General features: G+C 65.7%; 8 protein-coding genes and 3 tRNA genes. 5 read left to right on the forward strand and 6 right to left on the reverse strand.

Annotated elements, in window-relative coordinates:
- Nucleotides 1–15: 15 nt before the first annotated feature.
- The gene (gene tpsA4, locus ACM0M4_RS25575; RefSeq protein ID WP_054375995.1) at nt 16–4269 is read left to right on the forward strand and encodes a two-partner secretion system exoprotein TpsA4; all 4254 of its coding nucleotides are present in this window, start codon (nt 16–18) and stop codon (nt 4267–4269) included.
- A 229-nt stretch (nt 4270–4498) separates the two neighbouring features.
- Here the strand turns inward: tpsA4 and ACM0M4_RS25580 are convergent.
- The 6 genes from ACM0M4_RS25580 to rluD form a co-directional block, all read right to left on the reverse strand.
- A tRNA-Lys gene (locus ACM0M4_RS25580) sits at nt 4499–4574 on the reverse strand.
- A gap of 10 nt (nt 4575–4584) precedes the next feature.
- Nucleotides 4585–4661, reverse strand: a tRNA-Pro gene (locus ACM0M4_RS25585).
- 9 nt (nt 4662–4670) lie between these two features.
- A tRNA-Asn gene (locus ACM0M4_RS25590) sits at nt 4671–4746 on the reverse strand.
- A 234-nt stretch (nt 4747–4980) separates the two neighbouring features.
- Nucleotides 4981–7545, reverse strand: a complete 2565-nt coding sequence (clpB, locus tag ACM0M4_RS25595) for an ATP-dependent chaperone ClpB (RefSeq protein ID WP_003145976.1) — start codon at nt 7543–7545, stop codon at nt 4981–4983.
- A 155-nt stretch (nt 7546–7700) separates the two neighbouring features.
- The gene (gene pgeF, locus ACM0M4_RS25600; protein WP_003102588.1) at nt 7701–8429 is read right to left on the reverse strand and encodes a peptidoglycan editing factor PgeF; all 729 of its coding nucleotides are present in this window, start codon (nt 8427–8429) and stop codon (nt 7701–7703) included.
- On the reverse strand, nt 8426–9388 hold the full coding sequence (gene rluD, locus ACM0M4_RS25605) for a 23S rRNA pseudouridine(1911/1915/1917) synthase RluD (RefSeq protein ID WP_003094686.1): 963 nt from the start codon (nt 9386–9388) through the stop codon (nt 8426–8428). The genes pgeF and rluD overlap by 4 nt, the downstream gene beginning before the upstream one ends.
- 145 nt (nt 9389–9533) lie before the next feature.
- On the opposite strand from rluD, the gene ACM0M4_RS25610 reads away from it, so the two are divergent.
- The 4 genes from ACM0M4_RS25610 (at nt 9534) to pilR (ending at nt 13895) form a co-directional block, all read left to right on the forward strand.
- Nucleotides 9534–10559: an outer membrane protein assembly factor BamD gene (locus ACM0M4_RS25610; protein ID WP_003102590.1), complete on the forward strand. Its 1026-nt coding sequence runs from the start codon at nt 9534–9536 to the stop codon at nt 10557–10559.
- Between the two features lie 156 nt (nt 10560–10715).
- Nucleotides 10716–10961 (forward strand): PP0621 family protein, encoded by a 246-nt coding sequence (locus tag ACM0M4_RS25615; protein ID WP_003102591.1) that lies wholly within the window; start codon nt 10716–10718, stop codon nt 10959–10961.
- The gene (pilS, locus tag ACM0M4_RS25620; RefSeq protein ID WP_003123394.1) at nt 10951–12543 is read left to right on the forward strand and encodes a two-component system sensor histidine kinase PilS; all 1593 of its coding nucleotides are present in this window, start codon (nt 10951–10953) and stop codon (nt 12541–12543) included. Before ACM0M4_RS25615 ends, pilS begins: the two co-directional genes overlap by 11 nt.
- 14 nt (nt 12544–12557) lie before the next feature.
- Nucleotides 12558–13895, forward strand: a complete 1338-nt coding sequence (gene pilR, locus ACM0M4_RS25625; protein ID WP_003094694.1) for a two-component system response regulator PilR — start codon at nt 12558–12560, stop codon at nt 13893–13895.
- Nucleotides 13896–13900 lie beyond the last annotated feature (5 nt).

A 13900-nucleotide genomic window follows, 5' to 3' on the forward strand; every position in this document is an offset into this window, starting at 1 on the left:
CTGAAAGGAAAAGCCATGAACAAGAGCTATACGCTGGTCTGGAACCAGGCCACAGGCTGTTGGAACGTCGCAAGCGAAGGTACCCGTCGGCGCAGCAAGAGCGGACGCGGCAAGGCGCTCGTAGTCGCCGGAGCGTCACTGCTCGGCCTGTTCTGCCAGGCCCCCGCCTTCGCCCTGCCCAGCGGCGCCACGGTCGTTTCAGGCGATGCCGGATTCCAGACATCCACCGATGGCCGGCATATGGTCATCGACCAGCAGAGCCACAAGCTGATCACCAATTGGAACGAGTTCAGCGTCCGTGCCGATGAGCGGGTCAGCTTCCACCAGCCGGGCCAGGACGCCGTCGCCCTGAACCGGGTGATCGGCCGCAACGGCAGCGATATCCAGGGGCGGATAGATGCCAACGGCAAGGTCTTCCTGGTCAATCCCAACGGCGTGGTCTTCGGCAAGTCCGCCCAGGTCAACGTAGGCGGCCTGGTGGCTTCCACCCTGGACCTGGCCGACAGGGACTTCCTCGCCGGCAACTACCAGTTCTCCGGCGACTCCGGCGCAACCGTAAGCAATGCCGGCAGCCTGCAAGCCAGCGAAGGCGGCAGCATCGCCCTGCTGGGCGCCCGGGTCAGCAACGACGGCGTGATCCAGGCGCAACTCGGCGACGTGGCCCTGGGCGCAGGCCAGGGCATCAACCTCAATTTCGACGGCGACGGCCTGCTCAACCTGCAGGTGGACAAGGGCTCGGTCGACGCTCTCGCACACAACGGCGGCCTCATCCGCGCCGATGGCGGCCAGGTGCTGATGAGCGCCCGCAGCGCCGACAGCCTGCTCAAGACCGTCGTCAACAACCAGGGCACTCTCGAGGCCAGGACGCTACGCAGCGCGGAAGGACGCATCGTCCTCGACGGCGGCGAACAGGGTACCGTGCGGGTGGCCGGCAAGCAGGACGCCAGCGCCATCGGCGGAGGCAATGGCGGCCTGGTGCTGAACCAGGGCGCGAACGTCGAGATACAGCGAACCGCGCAGGTGGACACCCATGCCGACCAGGGCGCAACCGGCACCTGGAGGATTCTCTCGCACGAGGTCAGCGTAGCCGCTGTCGGCCAGGCAAACGCTGCCGGTGATGGTTCCGGCCAGGTCCATGTAGCGCAGGGCCCAGCCGGGGCCAATGCGTCCGATAGCAACGGCGTGACCATCGTTCAGCAGCAGCCGGCCGTCGACCTCGCCGCCGGCGCCAACGGTACCTCCGCAGTGCAGAGCCAGAGCGGCGCCAACATCGGCTCGGGCGCAAGTGGCATCAGCGTCGTGCAAAGCCAGAACAGCCCCAATATCGGCGCGGGCGCCAATGGCATCAGCGTCGTGCAAAGCCAGAATGGCGCCAATATCGGCGCCGGCGCGAGTGGCATCAGCGTCGTGCAGAGCCAGAACAGCCCCAATATCGGCTCGGGCGTCAATGGCGTGACTGTCGTGCAGAGCCAGAACGGTGCCAATATCGGTTCTGGCGCAAGTGGCATCACCGTTGTGCAAAGCCAGAATGGCGCAAATATCGGTTCAGGCGCGAGTGGCATCAGCGTCGTGCAGAGCCAGAGCGGCCCCAGCATCGGCTCGGGCGTCAATGGCGTCACAATCGTGCAGAGCCAGAGCGGTGCCAACATCGGCCCCGGCGTCAGCGGAATCGATGTCGTCCAGACCCAGACTCTCCCCAACCTGAGCCCAGGCGCCAATGGCTCCAGCATCGTCCAGGTCCAGACGCTACCCGATATCGCCGCCGACGCCGGCAATGTGCATGTCGTGCAGGTCCAGACCGGCGGTAACAAGGTCTTCGGCAACTCCGCCACCAACGTCAGGTCACGTACCGTTCAGGCCCGGAGCAACGAGAATGTCGGTTCCGGCCTGGCGAATCCAAGCAGCGCGGGAAAAGGCCCGACGTTGCATGCCGATACCCTGGCCCGCAACCTTTCCACAAGCAACGTCGAAGTGGTCGCCACCCGGGGCAACGCGCATGTCGGCGCGCCGCTGTCCTGGGACAGCGGCAACGGCCTGACGCTAACCGCCGAGCGCGGGGACCTCAGGATCAATGGCGCGCTGACGGCCCAGGGGGAAAACGCCAGCCTTACTCTCAATGCCGGGCAGCGCCCTCTCCGTATCGACGACAGCCTCTCTCTCACTGGCCAGGGAGCCCGGGTCGAATTCAATTCGGACAAGGGTTATGCCCTGGCCGAAGGCACCCGGATCACCCTGTCCGGCAAGAACGCAGGATTCCGCGCCAATGGGCGGGACTACAGCGTGATCCAGGACCTGCAGCAGTTGCGCGGCATCGATAGGGACCTGGGCGGCAGCTATGTCCTCGGCAATCGAATCGCAGGCGGCAACTCCAGCTTCCTGTCGATAGGCAACGCGAGCGCCTTCGGCGGTACCTTCGACGGCCTGGGCAACACCATCGATAATCTCGCCGTCTACGGCACCGGCGCCTACTCCGGCCTGTTCAGCGTCAACCGGGGCACCCTTCGCAACCTGAACCTGGAACGCATTTCCGCCGATGGAGCACAGGCCACCCACTACAACGTCCAGGTCGGTAGCCTGGCCGCCGTCAACCTCGGTCGCATCGACAATGTGAACGCCAGCGACATCCGTATCGCCGCGGCCTCGCAGCTGAACAGCCTCGGCGGGCTGGTCGCGCTGAACCTGGGCAGCATCGACAACGCCAGCGCCAGCGGCACGCTGGTCGGCAACCGCCACACCTATGCTCTGGGCGGACTCGCAGCCGAAAACATCAGCACAGCCAGGGGCGTGGCCAGCATCTCCAACAGCCGGGCCGATTTTGCCATCTCCGGCCAGTTGAAGGACCATGCCAGCCACTACGGCGCGGGGGGCCTGGTAGGCAGGAACCGCGGCGGCCTCATCCGCAGCAGCGGCAGTCAGGGAACGCTGTCGCTGAGCGGTCACGGGATGAACCTGGGAGGACTGGTCGGATACAGCTCCGCCGGCGGACTGGCGGACGTTTCCGCCTCCGTCGACGTCTCAGGCAACGGACAGCGCGGCCTGTACGGTGGGCTCATCGGCCTCAACGTAAACAGTGGTATTGCCCACGCCACGGCCAGCGGCAAGGTCCGGGGCACAGACGCGGAAGCACTGGGCGGGCTGATCGGCCGGAACCTGAACGCGGCCATCAACAACGCCAGCGCCCATGGCGATGTCAGCCTGCAAGCCGGTCGCTACCTGGGAGGCCTGATCGGCCACAACCAGGCAGGCAACCTGGCCAACGTCAGTGCCAGCGGCAACCTGAGTGGTGGGTCGCTGCTCCAGGCCGGCGGCCTGATCGGTCTCAACGCCAATGCCTCGCTGGTCAATGCCTCCGCCAAGGGCAATGTCGCTACCCGCGGAGCAGAAGCGGTTGGCGGTCTGCTCGGAGAAAACCTGTACGGCTCCGTCATCAACGGTTCCGCCAGTGGCGAAGTCACCGACGGCAGCGGCAAAACCCTGGGTGGCCTGATAGGGTCCAACCTCGGCGGCAATCATTCCAACCTGAAGGCCTCCGGGTGGGTAAACGCAGGGGCGAACAGTGACGTGGGAGGGCTGATCGGCCACAACCGGGGCGGCAACCACAGCACCCTGGCGGCATCCGGCAATGTCACCGGGGGCAAGGGCAGTCGCGTCGGCGGACTCGTCGGCTATAACGATGCCGCCTCGCTGACGAACGTCTCGGCTTCGGGCAACGTCAGCGCCAGTGGTTCCAGGGCCATCGGCGGGTTGATCGGCAGTGACCTGCGAGGTTCGCTGATGCTCGCCAGCAGTCATGGAATCGTGAACGACAAGACCGGCCACAACCTGGGAGGGTTGGTCGGCCGCGGTGAAAACACCTCGATCCGCTCCGCCAAGGCCAGCGGTGCGGTGAGCGGAGGCGCCGGGATCAGGGCCGGCGGACTGGTCGGCTCCCTGGAGGGCTGGCAGGCTCTCATCCTGGGGGCCTCGGCCGGCGGCGATGTGACGGCGGGCTACGATAGCTATATTGGCGGGCTGGTGGGCTTCAGCACCGCCACCATCAGCGGCGCTTCCGCTTCCGGCAAGGTCGGAGGCTCGGGTCTGCTGGGCGGCCTGGTCGCCTGGAACCAGGGGAATGTCATGGGTTCTTCGGCCAGCGGCAGGCTGGAGCCACAAATCCCCAACCAGATCCATGGCGGACTGATCGGCATCAATTTTGGCTGGCAGTCCTGGAACTCGGTATACGGGGCTGCGGCGACCGTTCCAATGATAGGTCGCCACTACAACCTGTGAATCGATTCTCCCGGTACCCGTACCGGGAGGCTTCCTGTTCGATGGAGCGGCCGGGCCTCAGGGCCCGCCGCCTCCAGACGCTCGATGAATGCCATGCGGGAAGGCCAGGCGTCGGAGAAACAGGGCTGGAAGAGCGGCCCCTCCTCCTTCCCACAGGCCAGCATTCGGAAAATAAGGGTACAGAAACGAAAAAGCCCACCTTCGCAGGTGGGCTTTTTCGTCTTGAATATGGTGGGTCGTGTAGGATTCGAACCTACGACCAATTGGTTAAAAGCCAACTGCTCTACCGACTGAGCTAACGACCCAAGTATGAGGTGGTCGGGGTAGAGAGATTCGAACTCCCGACATCCTGCTCCCAAAGCAGGCGCGCTACCGGACTGCGCTATACCCCGATTGGAAGTTGGCTCCGCGACCTGGACTCGAACCAGGGACCCAATGATTAACAGTCATTTGCTCTACCGACTGAGCTATCGCGGAACGTCTTTCTTCCAACCCTGGACGCTTCCGGTGTTGCTGGATTCGCGTCTCAGAGGCGCGCCATTTTACGGATGCGCGCGGGCATGTCAACCCTCTGATCCAAAAAGTTTTTCTTCTTTTTCCACGAGCGGCAAAACGGCCCTTCCACTGCATGCGGCAGCGCTCTCGCTCCTACCGGACGCCCATGAAAAAGCCCCGCCGAAGCGGGGCTTTCCCTGTCCGTCCACGAAGAGGTCAGGCGAAGACGATCTCGTCTCCTTCCAACTTCGCCGAGATACTGGCACCCGGCGCGAATTTGCCGGCCAGGATCAGTTGCGCCAGCGGGTTCTCGATCCAGCGCTGGATGGCCCGCTTCAGCGGGCGTGCGCCATAGACCGGGTCGAAGCCGACGGCGATCAGCTTGTCCAGCGCCTCCTGGCTCAGTTCCAGGCTCAGCTCGCGCTCGGCCAGGCGCTTGCGCAGGCGACCGAGCTGGATCTCGGCGATGCCGGCGATCTGCTCGCGAGCCAGCGGCTCGAATACCACCACTTCGTCGATCCGGTTGATGAATTCCGGACGGAAGTGCGCATTGACCGCGTCCATCACTGCGGCACGTTGCGCCTCGCGGTCGCCGGCCAGCTCCTGGATCTGTGCCGAACCGAGGTTGGAGGTCATCACCACCACGGTGTTGCGGAAGTCCACCGTACGCCCGTGACTGTCGGTCAGGCGTCCGTCCTCGAGCACCTGGAGGAGAATGTTGAATACATCCGGATGGGCCTTCTCCACCTCGTCCAGCAGCACCACCGAGTAGGGCTTGCGGCGGATCGCCTCGGTCAGGTAGCCGCCTTCCTCAAAGCCGACGTAGCCCGGAGGCGCGCCGATCAGGCGGGCCACCGAGTGTTTCTCCATGAACTCGGACATATCGATCCGCACCAGCGCCTCCTCGGTATCGAAGAGGAACTCGGCCAGCGCCTTGCACAACTCGGTCTTGCCCACCCCGGTCGGGCCGAGGAAGAGGAACGAGCCGCTCGGCCGGTTCGGATCGGCGAGGCCGGCGCGCGAACGGCGCACGGCGTTGGACACGGCGACTACCGCCTCGTCCTGGCCGATCACTCGCCGATGCAGCTCCTGCTCCATGCGCAGCAGCTTCTCGCGCTCGCCCTCGAGCATCTTCGACACCGGGATACCGGTCCACTTGGAAACCACTTCGGCGATTTCCTCGTCGGTCACCTTGTTGCGCAGCAACTGGTTCTCGGTCTTGCCGTGCTGGTCGACCATCTGCAGGCTGCGTTCCAGGTCCGGGATGGTCTGGTACTGGATGCGCGCCATGCTCTCGAGGTCGCCCTTGCGCCGCGCCGCCTCCATCTCCTGCTTGGCCTGCTCGATCTTCTGCTGGATCTGTGCCGAGCCCTGCACCTCGGCCTTCTCGGACTTCCAGATCTCCTCGAGGTCGGCGTATTCGCGCTCGAGCTTGACGATATCCTCCTCCAGCTTGGCCAGGCGCTTCCTGGTGGCTTCGTCGTCTTCCTTCTTCAGCGCCTCGCGCTCGATCTTCAGCTGGATCAGGCGTCGGTCGAGACGATCCAGTTCCTCCGGCTTGGAGTCGATCTCCATGCGGATGCGGCTGGCGGCCTCGTCGATCAGGTCGATGGCCTTGTCCGGCAGTTGCCGATCGGTGATGTAGCGGTGCGACAGCTTGGCCGCGGCGATGATCGCGCCGTCGGTGATGCTCACCCCGTGGTGCACTTCATAGCGTTCCTTGAGGCCACGGAGGATGGCGATGGTGTCTTCCTCGCTCGGTTCGTCCACCAGCACCTTCTGGAAGCGGCGCTCCAGCGCGGCATCCTTCTCGATGTACTGGCGATACTCGTCGAGGGTAGTAGCACCGACGCAGTGCAGCTCGCCGCGCGCCAGAGCCGGCTTGAGCATGTTGCCGGCGTCCATGGCGCCTTCCGCCTTGCCGGCGCCGACCATGGTGTGCAGTTCGTCGATGAACAGGATGACCCGGCCTTCCTGCTTGCCCAGTTCGTTGAGGACCGCCTTCAGGCGTTCCTCGAACTCGCCGCGGAACTTGGCACCGGCGATCAGCGCCCCCATGTCCAGGGCCAGCAGGCGCTTGTCCTTGAGGCCGTCCGGCACTTCGCCGTTGATGATGCGCTGGGCCAGGCCCTCGACGATGGCGGTCTTGCCGACGCCGGGTTCGCCGATCAGCACCGGGTTGTTCTTGGTCCGCCGCTGCAGGACCTGGATGGTCCGGCGGATCTCGTCGTCGCGACCGATCACCGGGTCGAGCTTGCCTTCCTCGGCGCGCTTGGTCATGTCGACGGTGTACTTGTCCAGCGCCTGGCGCGACTCCTCGACGTTCGGGTCGTTCACCGCTTCGCCGCCACGCAGGTTGGCCACGGCATTCTCCAGCGCCTTGCGCGACACGCCCTGGCCGAGCAGCAGCTTGCCGAGCCTGGTGTTCTCGTCCATCGCGGCCAGCAATACCAGCTCGCTGGAGATGAACTGGTCGCCCTTCTGCTGGGCCAGGCGGTCAGCCTGGTTGAGCAGGCGTGCGAGATCCTGGGACAGGTTCACGTCGCCGGTCGGGCTCTGGATCTTCGGCAGCGCGTCGAGTTCTTTGTTGAGGCCGCTGCGCAGGGCGGCGATATCGAAGCCGACCTGCATCAGCAGGGGCTTGATCGAACCGCCTTGCTGCTCGAGCAGGGCGGAAAGCAGGTGCACCGGCTCGATGGCCGGATGGTCATGGCCAACGGCCAGGGACTGGGCGTCGGAGAGCGCCAGTTGCAGCTTGCTGGTCAAACGGTCTATTCGCATGGGTCGTCCTTCCTTCTATAGAGCGGGCCGGAACGATGGGTGTCCCTGATGAAGAAAAGCCCGCCGAGATGACTCAGTAGATAAGGGCGATTTTCCGCGGTTCAAGCGACCGGACCGTGACATCGGTCAGTTGCCGCCGGATAACCTGCGCGGGCCTAGTCCTGGAGCCAGACCAGGCTGGCAAAACGGCCGGTACGCGACGAGCGGCGGTAGGAATAGAAGCGCGCGGTATCGCTGAAGGTGCAGAAGCCGCCGCCATGCACGGCGGTGACGCCATGGGCGCCCAGGCGGATCCGCGCGAGTCGGTAGATGTCGGCCATGAAGCGGCCCGGATTGGCGCTAGGTACGAAAGCCGAGCGCGCCTCGGCGTGCGCAGCGACGAATGCATCGCGGACCTCGCCGCCGACCTCGAAGGCCTGCGGGCCGATCGCCGGCCCCAGCCAGACCAGCAGTTCGTCGCCGGGCACGCCCAGGCTGTCCACCGTCGCCTCCAGCACGCCCGCCGCCAGCCCGCGCCAGCCGGCATGGGCCGCCGCCACGCGGGTGCCCGAGCGGTCGCAGAACAACGCCGGCAGGCAGTCGGCGGTCATGATCGTACAGGCGACGCCCGGCATCGCGCTCCAGCTGGCGTCGGCCCTGAGCACCCGGCTCGGGTCGGCCTCCACCACCGTCACTCCGTGCACCTGGTCCAACCAGCTCGGCCGGCATTCCAGACGCTCGGTCAGGCGTCGGCGGTTTTCTTCCACGGCGCGCGGATCGTCGTCGACGTGGGCGCCGAGGTTCAGACTGTCGAAGGGGGCCTGGCTGACCCCGCCACTGCGCGTGGTCACGCAGGCCCGCACACGGGCCGGCGCCGGCCAGTCGGGGGTCAGCCAGGCGTTCATCCGACGAACGCCTCGCGATCCTGGCGCAACAGGCTGAGCAGCCAGAGGAAGTCTTCCGGCAGCGGCGACTCCCACTTCATGCGCACGCCGGTGGCCGGGTGATCCAGTTCGAGGAAGCGCGCGTGCAGCGCCTGCCGGGGGAACTCGCGAAGAGTCTGGACCAGGGTCTGGCTGGCCACCGGGGGAATCCTGAAGCGCCCACCGTAGACCGGATCGCCGACCAGGGGATAGCCGATATGGCTCATGTGCACGCGGATCTGGTGGGTACGCCCGGTCTCCAGCTTGACCCGGGTATGGGTGTGCGCACGGAAGCGTTCCAGCACGCGGTAATGGCTGACCGCCACCTTGCCGGCGTCGACCACCGCCATCTTCTGCCGCTGCACGCCATGCCGTCCGATCGGCGCATCGATGGTGCCGCCGGAGGTGATCACGCCGATCACGATCGCCTCGTAGATGCGGCTGACCGACCGTGCCTGCAGTTGCGCCACCAGCTTGGTGTGGGCCTCCAGCGTCTTGGCCACCACCATCAGGCCGGTCGTGTCCTTGTCCAGGCGGTGGACGATCCCGGCGCGCGGCACATTGGCGATGTCCGGGACATGGTAGAGCAAGGCATTCAGCAGGGTGCCGTCCTGATGGCCGGCAGCCGGATGGACCACCAGGCCGGCGGGCTTGTCGATCACCAGGATGTGCTCGTCCTCGTAGACGATTTCCAGCTCGATGTCCTGTGCGAGCCACTCGCCCTGGGCTTCCTGCTCGGCCTCCAGGACCAGTTGCGCGCCGCTGTGGACGATGTCGCGCGGGCGCAGCACGGCGCCGTCGACGGTCAGGCGTCCGTCCTTGATCCAGCCGGCCAGACGGGAGCGGGAGTGTTCGGGAAAAAGCTGGGCGGCGATCTGGTCGAGACGCTGGCCACCCAGCTCGAACGGCACCTCGGCCGCGCGTTGAATCATATCGGACATGAGTAGGAGACGATGCTCAGCGCGGCTTTTGGAATCGGCTACGCGCTGTGGTTAAATACGGGGTCTTTGTCCCAGGGGGTGCCTGGGGCGCCAATCATAACAGACGGTTGAGGCCAAGCCGACCGTCCCAGGGACGCAAGCCGCCATGCAAGTGAAACACCTGCTGCTGATCGCCATCCTCGCCCTCACCGCAGCCTGCTCCTCGAACAAGGAGACTGTCGACGAGAACCTGAGCGAGAGCCAGCTGTACCAGCAGGCGCAGGACGACCTCAACAACAAGAGCTACAACAGCGCCGTCACCAAGCTGAAAGCCCTCGAATCGCGCTATCCCTTCGGCCGCTACGCCGAGCAGGCCCAGCTCGAGCTGATCTACGCCAACTACAAGAACATGGAGCCCGAAGCCGCCCGCGCCGCCGCCGAACGCTTCATCCGCCTGCATCCGCAGCACCCCAACGTCGACTACGCCTACTACCTCAAGGGCCTGTCCTCCTTCGACCAGGACCGCGGCCTGCTGGCGCGCTTCCTGCCGCTGGACATGACCAAGCGCGACCCGGGTGCCGCCCGCGACTCCTTCAACGAGTTCGCCCAGCTCACCAGCCGCTTCCCCAACAGCCGCTACGCCCCGGACGCCAAGGCGCGCATGGTGTACCTGCGCAACCTGCTGGCGGCCTACGAAGTGCACGTCGGCCACTACTACCTGAAGCGCCAGGCCTATGTCGCCGCCGCCAACCGCGGTCGCTACGTGGTGGAGAACTTCCAGGAAACCCCGGCCGTCGGCGATGGCCTGGCGATCATGGTCGAAGCCTACCGTCGCCTGGGTCTCGACGACCTGGCCAGCACCAGCCTGGAAACCCTCAAGCTCAACTATCCGGATAACGCCAGCCTCAAGGATGGCGAGTTCGTCGCCCGCGAAAGCGAGGCCGACACCCGCTCCTGGCTGGCCAAGGCCACCCTGGGCCTGATCGAAGGCGGCGAGCCGCCGCCGCACATGGAAACCCAGGCCGCCAAGGACGTGATCAAGCAGTACGAGGATGCCGAGCGGGAGATCCCCGCCGAACTGAAGCCGGAAAACCAGGATCACAGCGCCGACGACGAGAAGCCGGAGAGCGATGACGACGAAGACTCCGGCCGCTCCTGGTGGAGCTACATGACCTTCGGTCTCTTCGACTGATCGCACGAAACACCGAAGGGAGGCGCAGGCCTCCCTTCTTTTTGCCCGCCGCCATGCCTCTTCCAGCGCCAAACGCCGCACAGCCTGGACCTTCCCGGCTGGGATCGAGCCGGCGGCTTGGCTAAACTGCAGCTTTCTCCAGCCTCCGAGATCACCATGGGCCTTTTCCGCCTCCTGTTCTGGATCGCCCTGATCGCCATCGCGTTCTGGCTCTGGCGTCGCTTTACCCGTCCCACTCCGCGCCAGCAGCAACGTCCGCAGGACGAGCCGAGCGCATCGCCGATGGTCCGCTGCGCCCATTGCGGCGTCCACGTGCCGCAGGCCAACGCCCTCGCCCACGAACAACGCTGGTATTGCAGCCAGGCGCACCTGCGCCAGGACCAGGGCGACCGTGCGCGCTGAACGGCTACGGCTGAGCGAGGAGCAGGGGCAACGCATCCTCCGTCTGTACCACCTGTACCGCCTGACCATCGGCCTGGTACTGGTCCTGCTAATCTCCAGCGAACTGGAAGATCAGGTCCTCAAGCTCGTCCACCCTGAACTGTTCCATGTCGGCAGTTGGTGCTACCTGGTCTTCAACATCCTGGTCGCGCTGTTCCTGCCGCCGTCGCGGCAATTGCTGCCGATCTTCATCCTCGCGCTCACCGACGTGCTGATGCTTTGCGGCCTGTTCTACGCAGGTGGCGGCGTGCCCAGCGGCATCGGCAGCCTGCTGGTGGTGGCGGTGGCCATTGCCAACATCCTGCTGCGCGGGCGCATCGGCCTGGTCATCGCGGCGGCGGCCAGCCTCGGCCTGCTCTACCTGACCTTCTTCCTCAGCCTGAGCAGTCCGGACGCCACCAACCACTACGTCCAGGCCGGCGGCCTCGGCACCCTGTGCTTCGCCGCCGCGCTGGTGATCCAGGCTCTGGTGCGGCGCCAGGAGCAGACCGAAACGCTGGCCGAAGAACGCGCCGAGACGGTCGCCAACCTGGAGGAACTCAACGCATTGATCCTGCAGCGCATGCGCACCGGCATCCTCGTGGTCGATAGCCGTCAGGCCATCCTCCTCGCCAACCAGGCCGCCCTCGGCCTGCTCAGGCAGGACGACGTGCAGGGCGCCAGCCTGGGCCGCCACAGCCCGATGCTGATGCACTGCATGAAGCAATGGCGCCTGAATCCCAGCCTCCGTCCGCCGACGCTCAAGGTGGTGCCGGATGGCCCGACGGTGCAACCCAGCTTTATCAGCCTCAACCGCGAAGACGACCAGCACGTGCTGATCTTCCTCGAAGACATTTCGCAGATCGCCCAGCAGGCGCAGCAGATGAAGCTGGCCGGTCTCGGCCGCCTGACCGCCGGCATCGCCCATGAGATCCGCAACCCGCTGGGCGCGATCAGCCACGCCGCCCAACTGCTGCAGGAGTCAGAGGAACTGGATGCCCCGGACCGACGCCTGACGCAGATCATCCAGGACCAGTCGAAGCGGATGAACCTGGTCATCGAGAACGTCCTGCAGCTCTCCCGTCGCCGCCAGGCCGAACCGCAGCAGCTCGACCTGAAGGAGTGGCTTCAGCGGTTCGTCGACGAATACCCCGGCAGGCTGCGAAACGACAGCCAACTGCACCTGCAGCTCGGTGCCGGCGACATCCAGACCCGCATGGACCCACACCAGTTGAACCAGGTGCTGAGCAACCTGGTGCAGAACGGTCTTCGCTACAGCGCCCAGGCGCACGGGCGCGGCCAGGTCTGGCTGAGCCTCGCGCGCGACCCGGAGAGCGACCTGCCGGTGCTGGAAATCATCGACGACGGTCCCGGCGTACCGGCGGACAAACTGAACAACCTGTTCGAACCCTTCTTTACTACAGAAAGCAAAGGCACCGGCCTGGGCCTCTATCTCTCCCGCGAGCTCTGCGAGAGCAACCAGGCACGGATCGACTACCGCAATCGCGAGGAAGGCGGCGGCTGCTTCCGCATCACCTTCGCCCACCCGCGCAAACTCAGCTGACGGAAGCCGCACGCATGAGCCGACAAAAAGCCCTGATCGTCGACGATGAACCGGATATCCGCGAACTGCTGGAAATCACTCTCGGCCGCATGAAGCTGGACACCCGCAGCGCCCGCAACGTCAAGGAAGCCCGCGAGTTGCTGGCCCGCGAGCCGTTCGACCTGTGCCTCACCGACATGCGCCTGCCGGACGGCAGCGGCCTCGATCTGGTCCAGTACATCCAGCAGCGCCATCCACAGACCCCGGTGGCCATGATCACCGCGTACGGCAGCCTGGACACCGCGATCCAGGCGCTCAAGGCCGGTGCCTTCGACTTCCTCACCAAACCGGTCGACCTCGGTCGCTTGCGGGAGCTGGTGGCAACCGCCCTGCGCTTGCGCAACCCGGAAGCCGAGGAAGCGCCGGTGGACAACCGCCTGCTCGGCGAGTCGCCGCCGATGCGCGCCCTGCGCAACCAGATCGGCAAGCTGGCGCGCAGCCAGGCGCCGGTCTACATCAGTGGCGAGTCCGGTAGCGGCAAGGAGCTGGTGGCGCGCCTGATCCACGAGCAGGGGCCACGTATCGAGCGGCCGTTCGTGCCGGTGAACTGCGGCGCGATTCCCTCCGAACTGATGGAAAGCGAGTTCTTCGGCCACAAGAAAGGCAGCTTCACTGGCGCTATCGAAGACAAGCAGGGCCTGTTCCAGGCCGCCAGCGGCGGCACCCTGTTCCTCGACGAAGTCGCCGACCTGCCGATGGCCATGCAGGTCAAACTGCTCCGGGCGATCCAGGAAAAGGCCGTGCGCGCGGTCGGCGGCCAGCAGGAGGTCGCCGTCGACGTGCGCATCCTCTGCGCCACCCACAAGGACCTCGCCGCCGAAGTCGGCGCCGGGCGCTTCCGCCAGGACCTCTACTACCGCCTCAACGTCATCGAGCTGCGCGTACCGCCGCTGCGCGAACGCCGCGAGGACATCCCGCTGCTCGCCGAACGCATCCTCAAGCGCCTGGCCGGCGACACCGGCCTGCCGGCCGCCAGGCTGACCGGCGACGCACAGGAGAAGCTGAAGAACTACCGCTTCCCGGGCAACGTCCGCGAGCTGGAAAACATGCTGGAGCGCGCCTACACCCTGTGCGAAGACGACCAGATCCAGCCTCACGACCTGCGCCTGGCCGATGCGCCGGGTGCCAGCCAGGAAGGCGCCGCGAGCCTGAGCGAAATAGACAACCTCGAGGACTACCTGGAAGACATCGAGCGCAAGCTGATCATGCAGGCGCTCGAGGAGACCCGCTGGAACCGCACCGCCGCGGCCCAGCGCCTGGGCCTGACGTTCCGCTCGATGCGCTACCGCCTGAAAAAGCTGGGCATCGACTGAAAGTG

This window comes from Pseudomonas sp. 18-147, from assembly GCF_051048045.1.
Taxonomy (GTDB): domain Bacteria; phylum Pseudomonadota; class Gammaproteobacteria; order Pseudomonadales; family Pseudomonadaceae; genus Pseudomonas; species Pseudomonas aeruginosa.